The sequence below is a fragment of the Pseudomonas sp. Irchel s3a10 genome (assembly GCF_900187525.1).
Lineage (GTDB): Bacteria > Pseudomonadota > Gammaproteobacteria > Pseudomonadales > Pseudomonadaceae > Aquipseudomonas > Aquipseudomonas koreensis_G.
This window is the reverse complement of the sequence record NZ_FYDR01000008.1, coordinates 85,934-105,667: the sequence shown is the minus strand read 5'-3', so window position 1 is coordinate 105,667 and position 19,734 is coordinate 85,934. Positions and strand designations below refer to the sequence as shown.

Below are 19,734 nucleotides of genomic sequence, written 5' to 3'. Positions count from 1 at the left end.
GAGGCCACATTACTGGCTGCGCGTTCTCAACCGGAACAATGCATGGCAGACCATCGATGTAGGTACAAAAACGGTTCATTACCTCAGCCAACCTGCTTGGTCGGGCTGTGGTAGATATCAGCGAACATGTCAGCCATGGCTTCTTCGCTGGGTTCTTCCTGCATTTGCACGCTGACGGCGCGGCTGACCAGTTGATGACGGCGCGGCAGATGCAGATCATCCGGAATCCGTGGGCCATCGGTCAGGTACGCGACCGGCAATTCATGACTGATCGCCAGGCTCAATACTTCGCCAAGACTGGCCGTCTCATCCAGTTTAGTCAGGATGCAGCCGGCAAGCCCGCAACGCTTGTAACTGTGGTACGCGGCGGTTAGAACCTGTTTCTGGCTGGTGGTTGCCAGCACCAGATAATTTTTTGAACGGATGCCACGCCCGGCCAGGCTTTCCAGCTGCATGCGCAGGGCCGGATCGCTGGCCTGCAAGCCGGCGGTATCGATCAGCACCACGCGTTTGCGCAGCAATGGATCCAACGCCTGCACCAGCGACTGGCCCGGATCAACGTGGGTCACCGGCACATTGAGAATGCGGCCCAAGGTCTTCAGTTGTTCCTGGGCGCCGATACGGAAACTGTCCATGCTCACCAGCGCGACATTCTGCGCGCCGTATTTCAGCACGTAGCGCGCGGCCAGCTTGGCCAGGGTGGTGGTCTTGCCCATGCCGGCCGGACCGACCATGGCAATCACCCCGCCCTCTTCCAGCGGCTCGACTTCCGGTACGGCAATCATCCGCGCCAGGTGCGCAAGCAGCATGCGCCAGGCCTGACGCGGCTCTTCGATATCAGTAATCATCGCCAGCAGATCGCGCGACAACGGCCCGGACAGACCGATGCGTTGCAGACGGCGATACAGATTGGCTTGCGCCGGACGGCTGCCTTGCAGCTGATTCCAGGCCAGGGTGCCGAGCTGCACTTCCATCAGCTCACGCAGACTGTTCAATTCGAAACGCATCGAATCCAGCGCACGCGGATCGACGCCAGCGGCCGCCGGTGCAGGTGCCGGAGCCGGACGCGCCGGGGCGGCGTAAGTCGGTTCGCTCAACGGTTCGGCAGCGGTCAGCGGCAGGCCGGCCGTCAACGGCAGCCCGGCGAACAACTGGCGATTGGTGTTGCCGTCGGCTTCGCCACGCAGGCTCAGCTCGGCCTGGGCGGTCACGATGCGCGACTGGGTCTTGCGCAGCTCGTCCTCAAGTTCCATGTTCGGAACCCGTGGCGCCAGCGCCGACAATTTGTAATCCAGCGCCGCCGTCAGCTCGACGCCGCCGGCAATGCGGCGGTTGCCAATGATGGCGGCATCAGCGCCCAGCTCATCACGAACCAGCTTCATGGCCTGACGCATATCGGCGGCGAAAAAACGCTTAACTTGCATAAACCACTACCTCAGCCGTTGGGCCCTACTGTCGCAACGATGGTCACTTGCTTGTTGTCCGGAATTTCCTGGTAGGCCAGCACGTGCAGCCCCGGGACTGCGAGGCGACCGAAACGCGAGAGCATCGCGCGGATCGGGCCTGCTACCAACAGGATCACCGGCTGACCTTGCATTTCCTGGCGCTGCGCCGCTTCGATAAGCGAACGCTGCAGCTTCTCGGCCATGCTTGGCTCCAGCAGAACGCCCTCTTCAGAGCCTTGTCCTGCCTTCTGCAGACTATTGAGCAATATTTGTTCCAACCTTGGTTCCAGGGTGATCACAGGCAGCTCGGAGTCAGTGCCTACAATGCTTTGGACGATGGCGCGGGATACGCCGACGCGTACTGCGGCCACCAAGGCGGCGGTATCTTGACTCTTGGCGGCGTTGTTGGCGATAGCCTCGGCAATGCTGCGGATATCGCGCACCGGCACGTGTTCGGCCAGCAGCGCCTGCAACACTTTGAGCAACTGCGACAACGAAACCACCCCCGGCACCAGTTCTTCCGCCAGTTTCGGCGAGCTTTTGGCCAGCAATTGCATGAGTTGCTGCACTTCCTCGTGGCCGATCAGCTCACTGGAGTGCTTGTAGAGAATCTGGTTCAAGTGGGTCGCGACCACGGTACTGGCGTCGACCACGGTGTAACCGAGCGACTGCGCCTGCGCGCGCTGGCTGACTTCGATCCACACCGCCTCCAGGCCGAAAGCCGGATCTTTGGCGGTAATGCCGTTGAGCGTGCCGTAAACCTGCCCCGGGTTGATCGCCAGTTCGCGGTCCGGATAGATCTCGGCTTCGGCCAGAATCACCCCCATCAGGGTCAGGCGATAGGCGCTCGGCGCCAGATCGAGGTTGTCGCGGATGTGCACGGTCGGCATCAGGAAGCCCAGGTCCTGCGAGAGCTTCTTGCGCACGCCCTTGATCCGCGCCAGCAACTGCCCGCCCTGATTGCGATCCACCAGCGGGATCAGGCGGTAACCGACCTCAAGGCCGATCATGTCGATCGGCGTCACGTCGTCCCAGCCCAGCTCCTTGGTTTCCATGGCGCGGGCCGGCGACGGCAGCAGTTCCTGCTGACGCTGAACCTCTTGCAGCGCCTGCACCTTGGCGACGTTCTGTTTTTTCCAGAACAGGTACGCACCACCGGCAGCCAGCGCGGCCATGCTCAGGAACGAGAAGTGCGGCATGCCCGGGACCAGACCCATGACCGCCATCAAACCAGCGGCCACCGCCAGCGCTTTTGGCGAGGCGAACATCTGCCGATTGATCTGCTTGCCCATGTCTTCCGAACCGGAAGCACGGGTCACCATGATCGCCGCCGCTGTCGATAACAACAGTGATGGCAATTGCGCCACCAAACCGTCACCGATGGTCAGCAAGGCGTACACCTTGCCCGCGTCGGCGAAGGTCATGTTGTGCTGGAAGATACCGACAGCCATACCGCCGATCAGGTTGATGAACAGAATCAGCAGGCCGGCGATGGCGTCACCACGGACGAACTTGCTGGCACCGTCCATCGAACCGTAGAACTCAGCCTCTTGGGCGACTTCCTGACGGCGCGCCTTGGCCTGGTTCTGGTCGATCAGACCGGCGTTGAGGTCGGCGTCGATCGCCATTTGTTTGCCGGGCATCGCATCGAGGGTGAAGCGCGCGCTCACTTCGGAAATCCGCCCGGCACCCTTGGTCACCACGACGAAGTTGATGATCATCAGGATCGCGAACACCACGATACCGACTACGTAGTTACCGCCGATCACCACTTCGCCGAAGGCCTGAATCACCTTGCCGGCGGCGGCGTGGCCGTCCTGACCGTGGAGCATCACCACCCGCGTCGAGGCCACGTTCAACGCCAGCCGCAGCAGCGTCGCCACCAGCAGAATGGTCGGGAACACCGCGAAATCCAGCGGCCGCAGCGCGTACACGCAGACCAGCAGGACGACAATCGACAGGGCAATGTTGAAGGTGAAGAACACATCCAGCAGGAACGGCGGAATCGGCAACATCATCATTGCCAACATGACCAGCAGCAACAACGGCACGCCCAGATTGCCTCGACTGAGGTCGGCAACATTCGAGCGAGCAGTGTTGAATAACTGAGAGCGATCCACCGGTTTTCCCCGTTCCTTTAAAGCAAACTTTTGACGCCCAAAGCAGGCGCACGGCGGCTACTGCAAGAAGCCTTCCAACTTTTGCCGGGGATTGAAATTGAGGTTTGCTTCAGGGGAAGTGTCTTGAGAGAAGCTGGGCGCCATGGAGCCGACCGCAAAACAGACGCAGGACGGCTATCACCATTAGCAGTGAACAAAAATCAGAAAAACCCGCGCACTCACGGATACCCGGCAGTCAAAATTTGCTCTGGATTTATCGCACCAAGACGCAAATCGCGGCCCACCAGGTAGCGCGTACCCTTACGGATCGGCTTCCCTCCCACGTCGACAAGCGCCTCCTCAGAATCGCCCAAAGTCACGATTTCCTCAGGCTGATGAAAAGGATCTTCGGGGTATGCCTTCAACACACTCAGTGCCCAGACAAAGTAAATGTCCGGCACATCCTGTGGCTCGATCTTCCGTTCGATCTTCCGTTCGATCTTCCGCTCGACCTCCGGCTCGACCTCCCATCGAAAGTCCTGCCCACCCGTGACCTGTAACTGATCACCGACCATGTGAAATTGTGGTTTGTGATAACGCGCCAGTAGGCCGGTGCCATTGCTACTCCATGTGTCGGAGTAGTTGTTGGGCGAAGAGAAAACGCTGACCAACTCTTCAACAGTACCAATGTTGCCAGCGGCACTATTGAATCGGTTGTAGATACTATGGTGGGCTACCCCGTCCAACCTTGGCTTGATCGCATTGATATACGAATCGAGATAGCCCGGCACATACGCATTGCTCATGTGCACGAAATGCGTGAAGTCCAACATCGCCTTAAAAGTGAACGTGCAAGCGATATGATCAGACTCTTTCGCCACCGACCCGGAAACGAACTCGAACCTCATTCCTTCAAGCTTTTTGTAGTTCTCTGGCATGACCTTCTCCTTGGCGAATGTTAAAGACAGGTCAGAAGGCGACTTGCCCGTGAAACCTGCCAAGGAACATGGAATAGCTGAATGCCCATTGTGTCCACTGTCAGAACTAACAGGTAGAGGTCTTTTTCAGATAAACGGAAGGCCGCGGTCTTTTGATTTATCAGGAATCGCGCCGCAATGAACACAGATTGTAGGTATCACACAGATCCCCTGTGGGAGCGGGCTTGCTCGCGAAGAGGCCATCCGCGAAACCACAGAGTCATGAGCAGCACTTTTAAACGCTGGCGTTTAATAGACACCTCCAGACACGCCTTGCGGGCTACACATCCTTGCGCCATTGCCTACAGCTACGCCAGAATCCGCCGGCTTGTGCGCCTTGGGGTCGGGTTCTATTGTGGGTCGGTCGCTAACGAATCAGCGATCGGGTCTCGCAGCCCGCTGATTTCTAGACGCACAACTTCCGTCCTCGTTTTATGGCGGCTGTACGTGGGAGACCTTTGGGTCTGCCGGTTCTAGAGTCCCGGTCTGCGACCCGCGTATGGCTGCCACCTCCCTTTCGTATCGCAGCGAAATGTGGCAGCTCCGCCGACTCTAGGAGCTTCACCATGATCAAACCAACACCCAACCCACCTGAATCCGACGCCACCTCCCCCTACGAATCCCTCGATTCAAAAAAGCTCCACGAAGCCGCCGACCGCGCCCTCGACCACTACCTCTGCTCGCCCGGCGCCACGCCCATTCAACGTAAAACCCGTTCGATGTACGCCGTGACCGCAGACTTCAAAAACGAAGAACTGCTGGCCGATGCCTGCGAAACACTCGCCTCGGCCAGAACCATCGCCAATGATTTCGCCCACCTCATACCGGCGTCCCAGCGCAGGACGCTGCTGGGCATCGCGCAACTGATCATGCTCGGCGAGCTGGCGGTGAATCGGGCGCTGGATAATCTGCAGTTGCCGCAGTAGCAGGGATCTGTGACAAGCCCTGAGTGAGGCGTTGTGGCTGCTGACGTCTTCGCGGGCAAGCCCGCTCCCACAGGGATTGGTGTCGATCACAAACCTGTGCCTGCACGCCGAACCGGTGGGAGCGGGCTTGCTCGCGAAAGCGGCCTCACAGCCGACACATGTCTCCAGGCATAAAAAAACCGCCACCTCATCTAACCTGGCTGCGGTTTGTCGGCTCTTTCCTTCAGCCCACACGACCACTTGTCGGAAACCCGCCGACACCTGTCAGATCTGACAGGTGCCTAATTCCTCCAACGCGCGCTCAATAACTCCGTCACCCAGCCCCCCGACCGGAGTTCGCCAGATGTCCAGCCAAGCAGACCCTGCCCCTCAAGCCCTCAAACCTCCGTATTTTCCGGCGCTGGTCAGCCTCAGCCCTGCCGAACACTATAACGGCGGCATACCCATCAGAGCCGTGGAAGGCGATCTGCAAGGCATCATTCCCGCCTGGCTGACCATGTCCGTTGGCGATCTGGCCGAGGTGTTCTGGGGCAATGACAGCGCCGCGGTCTGGAGCAAGACCCTCGAGAACGATGCCGAGCTCAACCAGGACGTGGTTTTCACCATTACCAAGGGCCAGGTACTTGAGGGGGATGCCACGCCAGTGTTCTACCGGATCACGCGCAAGAACCAGGCCCCGGAGGACTCGTTACCGGTCATGACCCTGCTGGTCAAACTCACGCGTCCCGGCGATTACGACGACATTCCCGGCGATGACGGCCACTCCGATCTCAAGTTCTCCCTCTCCCACCACGAGGTCGATGAAACCTTGCCGCCCAGCGGGGTGACGATGCACATCGTGCCCTACCGCAACCTCACCCGATACGACCGCATTCTCGCCCGCTGGGGCAGCCAGCAAGTGGTGCATATCGTTACGCCGGAACAGGCCCAGGACCCGATCAGAAACCCGATCGAGGTTGTCTTCAGCCGCGCCGTCATAGACGCCGCCGGGGACGGCGATCGTGTCGCGGTGGCTTATCAGGTCATTGACCGCTGCGGTAATTACCCGGACGAACGTGCGCCGTGGTCAGCGACGCGTGAATTGCTGGTGGACCTGGGGGGCAATCGGCTGGACGAACCGCAGGTGCTGGTCAACGGCATTCCAACCGACAGCATCGACCTCGACCAGCTCGGGGATGACGATGTGAACGCCCGCGTGTACATCACCAAGGACGATTTTGCGGTGGGCGACAAGGTGCTCCTGACCTGGATTGGCACCCCGGCGCAAGGCTCGCAGATCATCGTCGGGCCGCTGGAGAAAGAGGTGTCGTACGTGCCCTTACAACTCGATTTCCCCATCCCCAACGCCGCCGTCAAAGCCATTGCCAAAGGCGCAGCCTCGGTCGGCTATGTGCGCCGTCGCAGCGATGAAAGCGACCGCCGCTCAAAAAATGCCAGCGTCACCGTGATTGGCGACATCAGCCAGTTAGTCGCCCCCACCGTCGACGAGGCACCGGGCGGAACGTTGCCACCCGAAACGCCTTGGGCGACTGTACAGATCCCTTGGTATCCCGGTCGCAACAGCAGCGACCTGCTCAACCTGATCTGGTGGGCCCAGGCGCCCGGTAACGACACCGTTTATTACGAAGATCCGCGCCCGGTCGGCAACGTAGCGGACAATCAGCCCGTCCTGCGCAGCGTGAGCAATGCCGAAATCCAGCGTTTCAACGGCCTGAACGTCAAGGTCTATTACGTCGTCACCAACAGCGAAACGGGGCTGTTGAGCGTTCGCGAGTCGCTGCCGTTCATGATGCAGGTCGGCGTCGCCCTGCCGACGTTCGACCGGCCGGAAGTCGAGGGCGCAGATGCCAACGACGTGCTCGATCCGGACAACGTGCCACCCACCGGTGCCACGCTGGTGGTGCCGTACCTCGGCACCCGCGACAAGGATCGTGTGAACTACCGTTGGCGCGGCTCTGCCAGCGGCGGTAGCGTCAGTAGTCATGTCGACCTGATCCCTGCCACCGCTGGCCGGCCTGTGCGGATTACCGTTGAGAAAAAATACGTGACCACCAACCTGAACGGTACGGTGGTTGCCGATTACAGCATTCAGCGGGCGGGCGAGACGCTGGGGCATTCTCATGAGTTGACGTTGCGCATCGGGACGGCGCTGGGGGAGCTGCCGCCACCGTTCCTTGTAGCACCGGCCAAAGATCCGATTGATGTCCTGGCCTACCCGGACGGGGTGACGGTGCGCATCGAATACCCAGAAGCATTGAGCGGCGACCAGGCATGCCTGGAGGAAGACAATCCACCGGCAGGTTGGCCGCCGTTTCCGTTGGTGGAATTCAACAGCAACAAGCGAGTGAACACACTGTTGAGCCCCGCATTCCTAGCGGCGCGACATGGAACGGTGATCGAGCTGCGCGGGAACTTGTATCGCAACGGTGGCCACGCTGGCCAATCAGACGCGATCAAGGTGAGACTGCTGAAAATTATCGATGAAGACCCGCGTCTTCCAACACCTAATATCGACGGCAACACCAGTAAAGAGTTGAGCGTTCAAGACCTCACAACAGACGCACGGATTCTCGCGGAAAGATGGCCGTTGTTCGAACCAGGACAACCGATCTGGGCAACCTGTAGAGGCTTTGACAAGAACGGCGAGCCGATAACCAACGACGTCAGGTCGGGAGAGCCCAATGATTCGCCGGATGGATTGTCCCTGGCGGCTCCGATTGAGTGGTTAAAAGAACTGAAGGACGGAACTGAGCTGACGATCAGCGTGAAAGTAAATCTTGACGGAATAGCCAGTGAGTTGACCGCGACAGCCTGCCCACGACGAATCTATAGCCTTAGAGGCACCCAGAGAGATGAAAACTTTGATAATGTCCCCCCTCAACTTATAGGGCCATTGGAAACTTTAGATACTGGTGCGATAAGCATCATTAATCAAAGCTCAACAGGATCACTAAAAATCGTCACATTTAATAGGGATAGCGCTTCAGGGGCGATAGAAGGAAACGTGTTAATTAACGAGAGCGCTGTAACCAAATTCAGGATAGAGCTCAAAGCCCCCGTGCAAAAATTAAGCTTTTACTACGCAGACGTTCAAGCCACCCTCGGAAAAATCCTGTTCTATGGCCCAGAGGGATATATAGACGAAAGACCACTAATCAGCAGCGCAGGTATTTCACAGTTAATTTTTTCCGCGGCGAACATCAATTACATTGAATTTTATAACGGAGGCGAAGAACAAGTAATTTTCGATAACTTTATGTTCAACTGATTTCTGTAAGCGCCTCAATTGGGGCGCTTGAAACCCGCTCGATGTACGCCGTGACCGCAGATTTCAAAAACGAAGAACTGCTGGCCGATGCTTGCGTAACACTCGCTTCAGCCAGAACCATCGCCAATGACTTCGCTCACCTCATACCGGCGTCGCAGCGCAGGACGCTGTTGGGCATCGCGCAACTGATCATGCTCGGCGAGCTGGCGGTGAATCGGGCGCTGGATAATCTGCAGTTGCCGGGCTAAGAACGCAGGCAAGAACCTGTGGCGAGGGGATTCATCCCCGATCGGTTGCGCAGCAGCCGTAAACCCTGAACTCGCGGTATTTCTGAAAGATTGAAGTCTGGGGCCGCTGTGCAGCCCATCGGGGATAAATCCCCTCACCACAATGACCGCGGCAGGAGCCGACGTTTCATTGGGTCAGGCGGGGGAGCTGGCGGTGAATCGGGCGCTGGATAATCTGGAATCGCCGGGCTAAGAAGGCAGGCAAGAACCTGTGGCGAGGGAGCTTGCTCCCGCTCGGCTGCGCAGCAGTCGTAAAACCTGAGCTCGCGGTATTTCTGAAAGATTGAAGTCTGGGGCCGCTGTGCAGCCCATCGGGGATAAATCCCCTCACCACAATGACCGCGGCAGGAGCCGAAATATCTTTGGGTCAGGCATAAAAAAACCGCCGCTCCGTTTGTTCGGGGCGGCGGTTTTTTGATCACGGCAAACGTCAGGAATCGCGCCGCAGATCCGGCGGGATCGGCAGATCGTCTTTCAGCGGATCCGGGCGTTTGCCCTTGCCGGCGCGGTACTGGCGGATCTGGTAGACGTAGGCCAGCACCTGGGCGACTGCCAGGTACAGGCCGCCGGGGATTTCCTGCTCAAGTTCGGTGGAGTAATAGATCGAGCGCGCCAGCCCCGGCGATTCGAGGAGCATGACGTTGTTGGCGACGGCGATTTCGCGGATCTTCAGCGCGAGGAAGTCGCTGCCCTTGGCCAGCAGCACCGGCGCGCCGCCCTTCTCCGAGTCGTACTTGAGCGCGACGGCGTAGTGGGTCGGGTTGGTGATGACCACGTCGGCGTCGGGAATCGCCGCCATCATCCGCCGCTGCGACATCTCGCGCTGGGTCTGGCGGATGCGCTGCTTGACCTCCGGCCGGCCTTCCTGATCCTTGTGCTCGTCGCGCACTTCCTGCTTGGTCATCAGCAGTTTCTTGTGCGCTTCCCAGAGCTGCACCGGGACATCGACGGCGGCGATGATGATCAGGCCGCAGGCCAGCCACAACGTACTCCAGCCGACCAGCGTGACACTGTGAATGATCGCCATTTCGAGCGGCTCGTGGGCGATACGCAGCAAATCATCGACATCCGCCGACAACACCACCAACGCCACCCCGAGGGTGATCAGAAACTTGGCCAGCGCCTTGAGCAGTTCGACCACTGCCTTGAACGAGAACATCCGTTTCAGGCCTGCCGCCGGGTTCATCCGGCTGAATTTGGGCGCCATGGAGCCGGCGGCAAACAGCCAGCCACCGAGGGAGATCGGCCCGATCAATGCCGCCAGCAACAGGGTGATCATGATCGGCTGGATCGCCAACAGTGCCATCTGGCCGGACTGCAACAGGAACCTGCCCATGGCCCCCTGATCCATGATCACCTCGCGCGAGAGGGTGAAGTTCAGGCGCATCAGCTCCATCAGGTCTTCGGCCAGCATGCCGCCGAACACCAGCAGCGCACCGGCACCGGCCATCATCACGGCGAGGGTGTTGAGCTCTTTGGAGCGGGCAATCTCACCCTTCTCACGGGAGTCCTTTTTGCGTTTGTCCGTGGGGTCTTCTGTTTTGTCCTGACCGCTTTCGCTCTCTGCCATGGCTCAGCGCGCCCGTGCCAGTTCGCGTAACAACTGCAAGGCCTCGGAGGCCAGCGGTTGATACTGATTGAGGATGTCCGCCAGACCGACCCAGACAATGAACAGGCCCAGTACCAGAGTCAGCGGGAAACCGATGGAGAAAATGTTCAGTTGCGGCGCGGCGCGGGTCATCACGCCGAATGCGATGTTGACCACCAGCAGCGCGGTGACCGCCGGCAACACCAGCAACAACGCCGCCCCGAGAACCCAGCCGAGTTTGCCGGCCAGCTCCCAGTATTGCGCGGTCATCAACCCGCCGCCGACCGGCAGCGTTGTGAAGCTCTCGGTGAGCACTTCGAAGACCACCAGGTGGCCGTTCATCGACAGGAACAGCAAGGTCACCAGCATGGTGAAGAACTGGCCGATCACCGCCACCGAGACGCCGTTGGCCGGGTCAACCATCGAGGCGAAGCCCATACCCATCTGGATCGCGACAATCTGCCCGGCCACGGCAAACGCCTGGAAAAACAGTTGCAGGGAAAACCCCAGCACCGCACCAACCAGAATCTGCTCGGCAATCAGCAACAGGCCACTGAGATCCAGCGGGCTGACCGCTGGCATCGGCGGCAGGCTCGGCGCAATGCACACGGTAATGGCCACGGCGAAATACAGGCGTATCCGCCGCGACACCAGCGTGGTGCCGAACACCGGCATGACCATCAGCATCGAGGCGACGCGAAACAGCGGCAACATGAACGACGCCACCCAAGTACTGATCTGGGTGTCGGTCAGCTGAAGCAGCGACTGCATGGCTTAGCCGATGACCATCGGAATGTTTTTGTACAACTGAATGATGTATTCCATGAACGTCTGCACGATCCACGGACCTGCGACGATCAGCGTCACCAGCATCACCAGCAGACGCGGCAGGAAGCTCAGGGTCTGTTCGTTGATCTGCGTCGCCGCCTGAAACATCGCCACCAGCAAACCGACCAACAGGCTCGGCACCACCAGAATCGCGACCATCAATGTGGTCAGCCAAAGGGCTTCACGAAAGATATCGACCGCAACTTCCGGCGTCATGGCGAGACACCTCCGAAACTGCTGGCCAGGGTGCCGATGATCAGCGCCCAGCCATCCACCAGCACGAACAGCATGATCTTGAACGGCAGCGAAATGATCAGCGGCGAGAGCATCATCATACCCATCGCCATCAGCACACTGGCCACGACCAGGTCGATGATCAGGAACGGGATGAAGATCATGAAGCCGATCTGGAAGGCGGTTTTAAGCTCGGAAGTGACAAACGCCGGCACCAGAATGGTCAGCGGCGCCTGATCCGGGGTGGCAATGTCAGTGCGCTTGGACAGACGCATGAACAGCTCCAGATCGCTGGTGCGGGTCTGGGCGAGCATGAAGTCCTTGATCGGTACCTGGGCCTTTTCCACCGCTTGCTGGGCGGTGAGTTTTTCCGCCAGATACGGCTGCAGCGCATCGTTGTTCACCCGATCGAACACCGGAGCCATGATGAACATGGTGAGGAACAGCGCCATGCCGGTGAGGATCTGGTTCGACGGCGTCTGTTGCAGGCCGAGGGCCTGACGCAGGATCGAGAAGACGATGATGATCCGGGTGAAACTGGTCATCAGGATCACGGCCGCCGGAATGAAGCTCAGCGCCGTCATGATCAGCAGGATCTGCAGGCTGACCGAATACTCCTGCGCGCCGTCGGCATTGGTGCCCAGCGTGATCGCCGGAATCGACAACGGGTCGGCGGCGAATGCCAGTGGCGCGGCCAGCATCAGGGCCAGCGTCAAGACGATGCGTAGCGCACCCATTACTTCTTATCCTTCTGATCCTTGCCGAGAATCTTCAGCAGATGCTGGGCAAATTCCGGGGTCGCTTTTTCGCTGCTGCTCGGCACTTGCACCGGCTCCTTGAGCACGTGCAGCGCGGTGATGGTGCCGGGGCTCAAGCCGAGCAGAATCTGCTCGTTGCCGACCTGCACCAGCATCAAGCGGTCACGCGGACCGAGGGCGCGGGAGCCGATCAGCTCGATCACCTGGCCCTTGCCCGCCGGCCCTGCCTGTTGCACTCGACGCAACAGCCAGGCGAGGAAGAAGATCAACCCCAGCACCAGCAACAGACCGAACACCAGTTGCGTCAGTTGCCCGGCCACGCCGCTGTTGACCATCGGCGCGGTGGCAGCAGGCACGGTGGTCGCCGTCGACGGCTCGGCGGCCAGCACGCTCAATGGCAGTGCCAGCAAAGCCCAGAGAAACCGTTTCACTCAGCGCAGCTTCTTGATGCGTTCGCTTGGGCTGATCACGTCGGTCAGGCGGATGCCGAACTTCTCGTTGACCACCACCACTTCACCGTGCGCGATCAGGGTGCCGTTGACCAGCACGTCCAGCGGCTCGCCGGCCAGACGATCGAGCTCGATCACCGAACCCTGGTTCAGTTGCAGCAGGTTGCGAATGTTGATGTCGGTGCTGCCCACTTCCATCGAGATCGACACCGGGATGTCGAGGATCACGTCCAGGTTCGGACCGTCCAGGGTCACCGGATCGTTGTTCTTCGGCACGCTGCCGAACTCTTCCATCGGCAGACGGTTGGAGCTCGCAGCGCCAGCGTCGGCGGCCAGCAGCGCGTCGATGTCAGCCTGGCTGCCATCACCGGTCTCTTCCAGGGCCGCAGCCCATTCGTCGGCCAGTGCCTGATCGTCCTGGGCGTTCATTTCGTCGTTCATCATGTGTCCTCGGCGGGCAACAATTCAGTTAAATACGTGGGGGAAAAGCGCCGCTTCAGCGACGCTCGATCGGCTCGATCACCTGCAACGCGAGGTTGCCTTTGTGCGAGCCCATCTTGACCTTGAAGGCCGGTACGCCGTTGGCGCGCATGATCATGTCTTCCGGCATCTCGACCGGGATCACATCCCCCGGCTGCATGTGCAGGATGTCGCGCAGCTTCAACTGGCGGCGGGCCACGGTGGCGCCGATCGGCACGTCGACATCGAGCACGTCCTGACGCAGGGCGTTGACCCAGCGCTCGTCCTGATCGTCGAGGTCCGACTGGAAACCGGCATCGAGCATTTCGCGCACCGGCTCGATCATCGAGTACGGCATGGTTACGTGCAGGTCACCGCCGCCGCCATCGAGTTCGATGTGGAAAGTCGAGACCACGATCGCTTCGCTCGGGCCGACGATGTTGGCCATGGCCGGGTTCACTTCCGAGTTGATGTACTCGAAATTGACTTCCATGATCGCCTGCCAGGCTTCCTTCAGATCGACGAACGCCTGCTCCAGCACCATGCGCACCACACGCAATTCGGTCGGGGTGAATTCACGCCCTTCGATCTTGGCGTGGCGGCCGTCGCCGCCGAAGAAGTTGTCCACCAGCTTGAACACCAGTTTGGCGTCGAGGATGAACAGCGCGGTGCCGCGCAACGGTTTGATCTTGACCAGGTTGAGGCTGGTCGGTACGTACAGCGAGTGCACGTATTCGCCGAACTTCATCACCTGGACGCCACCGACGGCAACGTCTGCCGAGCGGCGCAGCATGTTGAACATGCTGATGCGGGTGTAACGGGCAAAACGCTCGTTGATCATCTCCAGAGTCGGCATGCGTCCACGGACGATGCGATCCTGGCTGGTCAGGTCGTAGCTTTTGACACTGCCGGGTTCGGCAGCGTTATCGGTCTGTACCAGACCATCGTCGACACCATGCAACAGCGCGTCGATTTCATCCTGGGACAGCAGATCCTGCACGGCCATGTCGTGTTCCTACTGCAGTACGAAATTAGTGAAAAGCAACTGTTCGATCACCACTTTGCCCAGCTCTTTCTGCGCCACTTCCTGGACGCTGGCGGTAGCCTTCTGGCGCAACATCTCCTGGCCGACCGGAGTCGCCAAGGTGGCAAAATCCTGACCGGAGAAGAGCATCACCAGGTTGTTGCGGATCACCGGCATGTGCACTTTGAGCGCCTCCAGATCGGCCTGGTTACGCGCCAGCATGGTGATGCTCACCTGCATGTAGCGCTGACGGCCGTTCTGGTTGTAGTTGGCGACAAACGCCGGCGCCATCGGCTCGAAGATCGCCGGCTGCTTGCCGACCGGCGCGGCCTCGGCCGCTGCGGCAGGCTTGCTCTGAGCACTGTGCATGAAGTACCAGGTCGCGCCCACGGACACACCGATCGCCAGCAGCAGAGCCACCACGATCAGGATGATCATCTTGAGTTTGCCTTTGGTCGCGGGGTCTTTTACAGCTGCTGCTTCGCTCTTCGCCATGCCAATAATCCGTCACTAATCGGGTTTTCACAGTCGCACGGCAAGGCAAGAGCAAGTGTTATGCCAGAAGTGTCGGGACAGATTGGAAGGCACTGTAAAACCAATGTGGGAGCGGGCTTGCTCGCGAATGCGGTGTGTCAGCCGACATTGATGTCGATTGAACAACCGCATTCGCGAGCAAGCCCGCTCCCACAGGGGGGATACAGCGTTGTGTCAGGCGTAGTAGTCGACGGCACTGCTGCCGATCACGCTGGTGGTTTGTGCAGCGGCTTCAGCCACCGCCGCCGGCGTCAGCTCCTCTTCCGCCGAATCCAGTCGACCACCCGCAGCGCTGGTGCGACCGCTCTGGCCCTGCTGCGCCTGTTCCTGCTGACCCTGCCAGCCACGGCTCTGATCGGAGACATTGACGTCGACCTGGCCCATGCCCTGCTGGGTGAACATGTCACGCAAGCGATGCATCTGACCGTCCAGCGCTTCGCGCACGCTCGGATGCGCGCTCATGAAAGTCACCTGGGTCTGCTGGTCCGGGACCATGTTCACCCGAATATCCAGACGCCCGAGTTCTGCCGGCTGCAATTGAATATCCGCCGCCTTCAGGTTCGCGCTGGACAGGTACATGACGCGGTTGACAATTTCTTCGGTCCAGCCGCTCTGGTGCATGGCGATCGGTTGATTCACCGGCACCGCGTTCGCGGTTTTCGGAGTGGCCGCCTGAGTCAACGCCGCCAGACGGTTGGCGAAGTCATCGACACGGGTATCGCTGGTCGCAGACTTGAGATCTTTCAGGCCGTCGTCGATCAGGCCGCTGAAGGCCTTTTCGCCATTCTGACTGGTGCTGTCCTTGTCGGCCTGCACGTCGAGCATGCTGGCCATGCCGGCAGCGAAGTTCTGCGCCGCAGTCAATTCACCGTCGGCCTGAGTCTGGGCCGGTGTAGCTTTGGCTTGTGCCTGGCTGCTGGCGGAAATGTGCCCGCCCTGCTCCATCGCCATGCGCAGCGCCGGCAACGAGTCGAGCGGATCGGCCGCCGGGTCGAAAGCGCTATCGGTCGATGCCGCCGGATCTTTGACCACGGCTGGCGCCAATGTGGCGGCCACGACCGGCGTTTCGGTTTTGGCCGGTTCCGGCGTTTCAGCGACTGGCGCTGCCACTACCGGCGCGGTCACCAGCGGCTGCACGGTTTGCGCAAGTGCCGGATCCAGCGCCGGATCCACCGGGGTGGTGTCCGCCACTGGCGTCTGCGCGCTGTCAGCGGCCGCATCGGCGGCGGCTTTGTCAGCGGCTGCCTGATCATCGGAGGTGGTCGACGCGGTCTTGTCGGCAGGCAAGGCATTGCCGCTATCGGCAACGGTCTGTTGTGTGGCGGCAGACTTATCCTTGGCGAAATCTTTCTTGTCGCTGTTGTCGGCAACCTTGTCGCGCGCCGGTTTCAACGAACTGTCAGCGCTCGCAAGAGGCTTTTTCGGGCCTTGATCGGCGAACACCTGAGCGAAGCTTGAGGCCTTGTCCCCGGTGTCTGCGGCCATGACCGGCGTTTTCGCGGCGGCGGCTTGCGCCTTGGCCTGGGCGGCAGATTGAAGAAGAACATTGGGGGTCGCAGGCATGACACGGTCTCCGCTGCACTGGGATCGTAGGTACAGTTGACGAGGAATATTGCAAGTGTCGGGCCAGTTTTGTCCGGCGCTTGCGAAAAGCGCCGGACGGCAGGATTCAATGGGTCAGGGCGTGCTGGCGTTCGTCTTCGTAGTCAGGACGGACTTTCGCGAATTCGCGACTGATGTCGGCCACCATTTTGACGATTTCCGCGGGGCTTTTATTTTTGGCTTCCGATTCCAGCTCCTGGCAGAGCGCCGCCAACCGGACAGCCCCCATGTTGCTGGCGCTGCCCTTGAAACTGTGGGCAACTTCAGACAAAGCCTTGGCATCCGCCGTCTTCTGCAGCTCAGTCAAGCGCTTTTCGGAATCGGTCAGAAAGGTATCCAGAAGCTCCGGATAACCCTCCTCCATGACTTCGCGCAGTACGCTCAGCGCCCCGCGATCGATATGTGTGTCAGTCACTTGTTCACTCCTTGATCAAGAATCCGCGAATTATGCCTCAACCCTCCCAGAAAAACTCCACGCAAGCACTGCGACCTTCGTCCGACCAACTGGCGTTATGCCCCAATTGCCGGATCAAACTGACGCCGCGCCCCGACAGACGGACACCGTCCAGCGGCCGCTCCATTACCCGCACCACGTCAAAACCCTTGCCGCTGTCCTCGACGCGGATCACCAGACAACCACCGGCACCTTGCGGCTTGACCTGCAGATGCACGCGCACGTAACCGTCCTGCAGGGCTTCGAGCCGCTCGTTGCGCATTTCATAGTAGCGGGCGAATCCAGCCGCATCGCGCTTGAGGCTGGAATCGAGACCCAGCACGCCGTGCTCCAACGCATTGGAGTACAACTCGGCGAGCACGCTGTAGATCGCCCCACCCTGAGTGCGCAAGCCGTGTACTTCCAGCAACAATTGCAGCAGATACGGCAACGGATTGAAGCGCCTGAGCGTCGCCCCGCGAAACTCGAAACTTACCGACCAGTCCAGCGGACAGGATTGACCACTGTCGGAATACACCGGCGCCGACGGCATCACCTGCGCCGCCTCCAGCAAGCTGATCTCGACCATGCTCACATCGTCGCGGGGCTCGCCGCGAAAGGCGTGCAAGGCCTGCTCGATCTCGGCGAACAGGTTGTCCGGCTCACGATTGGCGGCAAACAGTTGCTGCAAACGCTCGACACCGAACAAGCGGTCGTCGGCGTCAGTGGTATCGATCACCCCGTCCGACAGCAGGAACACCCGGTCGCCCACGCCCATGGTCTGTACTTCGGTGCGATCATCAAACGCTTGCGGACTGAGCACCCCCAGCGGCAAATGGCGCGCCGCCAGCGGCACCCGTTCGCCGGTGGCGATCCGGTGCAGATAACCGTCAGGCATGCCGCCGTTCCACACCTCTACCGAACGCCGCTGAAAACTCAGGCAAAGCATGGTCGCGCAGCAGAACATGTCCACCGGCAGGATGCGCTTGAGTTTGGCGTTCATCTCGCGCAGGGTCTCGGCCAGGCCGTAGCCCTTGGCAGTCATGCCGTAAAACACTTCGGCCAGCGGCATCGCCCCCACCGCCGCTGGCAAGCCGTGGCCGGTGAAATCACCGAGCAGCACATGCATGTCGCCGGCCGGGGTGTAGGCCGCCAGCAGCAGGTCGCCGTTGAACAACGCATAGGGTGATTGCAGGTAGCGGATGTTCGGCGCGCTCAGGCAACCGGAATGCGCGACCTTGTCGAAAACCGCTTTGGCCACGCGCTGTTCATTGAGCAGGTAATCGTGATGTCTGGCGATCAGGTCACGCTGCTGCAGCACTGTGGCCTGCAAGCGGCGCAAGCGATCCATCGCCTTGATTTTGGCGGCGAGGATCACCTGGTTGTAGGGCTTCGCCAGAAAGTCGTCGCCCCCCGCCTCCAGACAACGGGCCAGCGCTTCGCTCTCGGTCAGTGAGGTCAGAAAAATGATCGGCACCAGGGTTTCCCCCGCCAGCGCCTTGATCTGCCGCGCCGCTTCAAAGCCGTCCATCACCGGCATCATCGCGTCCATCAGCACCAGATGCGGTGACTGTCGACGAAACATCTCCAACGCTTCGGCGCCATTGGCCGCCGTCAATACTTCATGGCCCTGACGGCGGACGATGGTCGCCAACAGCAACCGGTCGGCGGCGCTGTCTTCGGCGATCAGGATCGTCAGCGGCTCTTGCGCCTGCATGTCCGTCAACTGATGTCGAACAGTTTGTCGAAGTTGGAGATGGCGAGGATCTTGCGCACGTCGGAGTTGCTGTTGATCACGCGCACATCCGAGTCGTCGCCGCCGGCGTGATCGCGCAGAAGGAGCAGCATGCCCAGCGCGGAGCTGTCGAGGTAGGTGGCATCTTTCAGATCAACCACGATGGAGTCGGGTCTCTGGTTAAGTCGCTCATAGGACTCGCGAAACTCCTGATGGCGTCCAAAATCGAACCGCCCCTTGACCGAAATCGTCAGTTTTTGACCATCCGGAGAGACTTCTGTAACGACTGACATTGACTGGCTTCCTTGTCATTGACGAACGTGTACAAGGTTTAGCACCTGGACAGGGTTGGGGCAAGGCTCAGCGCAGAACCAAATGTGGGAGCGGGCTTGCTCGCGAAAGCGGTGTGTCAGTCAATATTGGTGTCTCTGACACACCGCCTTCGCGAGCAAGCCCGCTCCCACAGGGAGTTTTTGGGCAATTTGAAAAGGGTTGTGTTGCGGCAGGCGCTGCGACAACTGGTCCAGCAGCTTCTGCTCGCGCTTGTCTTCGAGGCCTTGCGCCTCTTCGCGGTAGCACTGCGCCCGTTTGCGCAGAAGCACCGAGGCCCTGCAGCCACTCCGCGACTGCCGCTCGTCGCCACTGTCAGATCTGACAGTAGACCGAGGAAAGAGGCATAGCCCTTAATCAAGTGGCAGCAATTTCGCTGCGCTCAGGTCAAAGGACTGCATCATGAACTCGCCTAATGCATTTTTCGAAGCACCGTTCCTGCATAACACCCAGTCACCATACATCATGACCTACGATGAATTCCTAGGTGGAAAGCTTAGATGCAGCGTGGTGGCGCGCTACCCTAATAAAATAGGCGAAACGCTTACGTTTTACCTTATAGCCGACACACCCTACCCCAGCCTGGATATTATTGAGATCTATAGTGAGCAGGAGCTATGGGGCACGAACGTCGACCGCACCAGGTTTTCGGAACTTGAGGGCAAACAAGTACATGCGTTCTTCGTCGTAACCCGTGACTCTACATTCGTGGGTTTCTCCGCAATGCTCAGGTTCGAAATATTAGCCCAATGACTCAG

At 59.9% G+C, this 19,734-nt stretch carries 18 protein-coding genes and 2 pseudogenes; 4 read left to right on the top strand and 16 right to left on the bottom strand.

What is annotated here, in order from left to right:
- Nucleotides 1-83 precede the first annotated feature (83 nt).
- The 3 genes from flhF to CKW11_RS21970 form a co-directional block, all read right to left on the bottom strand.
- Nucleotides 84-1,424 (bottom strand): flagellar biosynthesis protein FlhF, encoded by a 1,341-nt coding sequence (flhF, locus tag CKW11_RS21980; protein ID WP_095139383.1) that lies wholly within the window; start codon nt 1,422-1,424, stop codon nt 84-86.
- An 11-nt stretch (nt 1,425-1,435) separates the two neighbouring features.
- Nucleotides 1,436-3,565 carry a flagellar biosynthesis protein FlhA gene (gene flhA, locus CKW11_RS21975; RefSeq protein WP_047599970.1) on the bottom strand — a complete coding sequence of 710 codons (2,130 nt, stop codon included), beginning with the start codon at nt 3,563-3,565 and terminating at the stop codon, nt 1,436-1,438.
- A gap of 218 nt (nt 3,566-3,783) precedes the next feature.
- Complete coding sequence (locus tag CKW11_RS21970) at nt 3,784-4,482, bottom strand: hypothetical protein (RefSeq protein ID WP_095139382.1); 699 nt, start codon at nt 4,480-4,482, stop codon at nt 3,784-3,786.
- 605 nt (nt 4,483-5,087) lie between these two features.
- Here CKW11_RS21970 and CKW11_RS21965 point away from each other — a divergent pair.
- From CKW11_RS21965 to CKW11_RS21955, 3 genes and pseudogenes are all read left to right on the top strand, one after another.
- Nucleotides 5,088-5,447 (top strand): DUF6124 family protein, encoded by a 360-nt coding sequence (locus CKW11_RS21965; protein ID WP_095139381.1) that lies wholly within the window; start codon nt 5,088-5,090, stop codon nt 5,445-5,447.
- A 343-nt stretch (nt 5,448-5,790) separates the two neighbouring features.
- Nucleotides 5,791-8,715, top strand: coding sequence for a hypothetical protein (locus tag CKW11_RS21960; RefSeq protein WP_177440027.1), 2,925 nt, complete (start codon nt 5,791-5,793; stop codon nt 8,713-8,715).
- A gap of 29 nt (nt 8,716-8,744) precedes the next feature.
- Nucleotides 8,745-8,963: pseudogene (locus CKW11_RS21955) on the top strand (DUF6124 family protein); the annotation flags it as partial.
- A gap of 469 nt (nt 8,964-9,432) precedes the next feature.
- Here CKW11_RS21955 and flhB read toward each other — a convergent pair.
- The 13 genes and pseudogenes from flhB to CKW11_RS28900 form a co-directional block, all read right to left on the bottom strand.
- Entirely contained in the window at nt 9,433-10,572 is a 1,140-nt protein-coding gene (flhB, locus tag CKW11_RS21950; protein ID WP_095139379.1) for a flagellar biosynthesis protein FlhB, read from the bottom strand.
- Nucleotides 10,573-10,575: 3 nt separating this feature from the next.
- Nucleotides 10,576-11,361 (bottom strand): flagellar biosynthetic protein FliR, encoded by a 786-nt coding sequence (fliR, locus tag CKW11_RS21945; protein WP_047599973.1) that lies wholly within the window; start codon nt 11,359-11,361, stop codon nt 10,576-10,578.
- A gap of 3 nt (nt 11,362-11,364) precedes the next feature.
- Nucleotides 11,365-11,634 (bottom strand): flagellar biosynthesis protein FliQ, encoded by a 270-nt coding sequence (fliQ, locus tag CKW11_RS21940; RefSeq protein ID WP_007920026.1) that lies wholly within the window; start codon nt 11,632-11,634, stop codon nt 11,365-11,367.
- Nucleotides 11,631-12,389, bottom strand: a complete 759-nt coding sequence (gene fliP, locus CKW11_RS21935; protein ID WP_003222895.1) for a flagellar type III secretion system pore protein FliP — start codon at nt 12,387-12,389, stop codon at nt 11,631-11,633. The genes fliQ and fliP overlap by 4 nt, the downstream gene beginning before the upstream one ends.
- A complete protein-coding gene (gene fliO, locus CKW11_RS21930; RefSeq protein WP_095139378.1) occupies nt 12,389-12,841 on the bottom strand; it encodes a flagellar biosynthetic protein FliO in 453 nt (150 codons plus the stop codon). The genes fliP and fliO overlap by 1 nt, the downstream gene beginning before the upstream one ends.
- Complete coding sequence (fliN, locus tag CKW11_RS21925; protein ID WP_003222891.1) at nt 12,842-13,300, bottom strand: flagellar motor switch protein FliN; 459 nt, start codon at nt 13,298-13,300, stop codon at nt 12,842-12,844.
- A 55-nt stretch (nt 13,301-13,355) separates the two neighbouring features.
- A complete protein-coding gene (fliM, locus tag CKW11_RS21920; RefSeq protein WP_003222890.1) occupies nt 13,356-14,324 on the bottom strand; it encodes a flagellar motor switch protein FliM in 969 nt (322 codons plus the stop codon).
- Nucleotides 14,325-14,333: 9 nt separating this feature from the next.
- A complete protein-coding gene (fliL, locus tag CKW11_RS21915; protein ID WP_047599975.1) occupies nt 14,334-14,837 on the bottom strand; it encodes a flagellar basal body-associated protein FliL in 504 nt (167 codons plus the stop codon).
- 213 nt (nt 14,838-15,050) lie between these two features.
- Nucleotides 15,051-16,439 (bottom strand): flagellar hook-length control protein FliK, encoded by a 1,389-nt coding sequence (locus tag CKW11_RS21910; protein WP_095139377.1) that lies wholly within the window; start codon nt 16,437-16,439, stop codon nt 15,051-15,053.
- 106 nt (nt 16,440-16,545) lie between these two features.
- Nucleotides 16,546-16,893: an Hpt domain-containing protein gene (locus CKW11_RS21905; protein WP_095139376.1), complete on the bottom strand. Its 348-nt coding sequence runs from the start codon at nt 16,891-16,893 to the stop codon at nt 16,546-16,548.
- A gap of 37 nt (nt 16,894-16,930) precedes the next feature.
- Nucleotides 16,931-18,628 (bottom strand): fused response regulator/phosphatase, encoded by a 1,698-nt coding sequence (locus CKW11_RS21900; protein WP_095139375.1) that lies wholly within the window; start codon nt 18,626-18,628, stop codon nt 16,931-16,933.
- A gap of 5 nt (nt 18,629-18,633) precedes the next feature.
- Complete coding sequence (locus tag CKW11_RS21895) at nt 18,634-18,939, bottom strand: STAS domain-containing protein (protein ID WP_095139374.1); 306 nt, start codon at nt 18,937-18,939, stop codon at nt 18,634-18,636.
- A 192-nt stretch (nt 18,940-19,131) separates the two neighbouring features.
- A pseudogene (locus CKW11_RS28900) lies at nt 19,132-19,242 on the bottom strand (flagella biosynthesis chaperone FliJ); the annotation flags it as partial.
- A gap of 136 nt (nt 19,243-19,378) precedes the next feature.
- On the opposite strand from CKW11_RS28900, the gene CKW11_RS21885 reads away from it, so the two are divergent.
- Entirely contained in the window at nt 19,379-19,729 is a 351-nt protein-coding gene (locus CKW11_RS21885) for a hypothetical protein (RefSeq protein ID WP_095139373.1), read from the top strand.
- Nucleotides 19,730-19,734: the final 5 nt, after the last annotated feature.

What these genes read in the sequence shown, in the direction of transcription:
- CKW11_RS21895 (WP_095139374.1), bottom strand. Translation starts at nt 18,939, where the DNA reads ATGTCAGTCGTTACAGAAGTCTCTCCGGATGGTCAAAAACTGACGATT.
- CKW11_RS21970 (WP_095139382.1), bottom strand. Translation starts at nt 4,482, where the DNA reads ATGCCAGAGAACTACAAAAAGCTTGAAGGAATGAGGTTCGAGTTCGTT.
- flhB (WP_095139379.1), bottom strand. Translation starts at nt 10,572, where the DNA reads ATGGCAGAGAGCGAAAGCGGTCAGGACAAAACAGAAGACCCCACGGAC.
- fliP (WP_003222895.1), bottom strand. Translation starts at nt 12,389, where the DNA reads ATGGGTGCGCTACGCATCGTCTTGACGCTGGCCCTGATGCTGGCCGCG.
- fliN (WP_003222891.1), bottom strand. Translation starts at nt 13,300, where the DNA reads ATGAACGACGAAATGAACGCCCAGGACGATCAGGCACTGGCCGACGAA.
- fliQ (WP_007920026.1), bottom strand. Translation starts at nt 11,634, where the DNA reads ATGACGCCGGAAGTTGCGGTCGATATCTTTCGTGAAGCCCTTTGGCTG.
- CKW11_RS21900 (WP_095139375.1), bottom strand. Translation starts at nt 18,628, where the DNA reads ATGCAGGCGCAAGAGCCGCTGACGATCCTGATCGCCGAAGACAGCGCC.
- CKW11_RS21965 (WP_095139381.1), top strand. Translation starts at nt 5,088, where the DNA reads ATGATCAAACCAACACCCAACCCACCTGAATCCGACGCCACCTCCCCC.
- CKW11_RS21960 (WP_177440027.1), top strand. Translation starts at nt 5,791, where the DNA reads ATGTCCAGCCAAGCAGACCCTGCCCCTCAAGCCCTCAAACCTCCGTAT.
- fliM (WP_003222890.1), bottom strand. Translation starts at nt 14,324, where the DNA reads ATGGCCGTGCAGGATCTGCTGTCCCAGGATGAAATCGACGCGCTGTTG.
- fliR (WP_047599973.1), bottom strand. Translation starts at nt 11,361, where the DNA reads ATGCAGTCGCTGCTTCAGCTGACCGACACCCAGATCAGTACTTGGGTG.
- CKW11_RS21910 (WP_095139377.1), bottom strand. Translation starts at nt 16,439, where the DNA reads ATGCCTGCGACCCCCAATGTTCTTCTTCAATCTGCCGCCCAGGCCAAG.
- flhF (WP_095139383.1), bottom strand. Translation starts at nt 1,424, where the DNA reads ATGCAAGTTAAGCGTTTTTTCGCCGCCGATATGCGTCAGGCCATGAAG.
- fliL (WP_047599975.1), bottom strand. Translation starts at nt 14,837, where the DNA reads ATGGCGAAGAGCGAAGCAGCAGCTGTAAAAGACCCCGCGACCAAAGGC.
- CKW11_RS21885 (WP_095139373.1), top strand. Translation starts at nt 19,379, where the DNA reads ATGAACTCGCCTAATGCATTTTTCGAAGCACCGTTCCTGCATAACACC.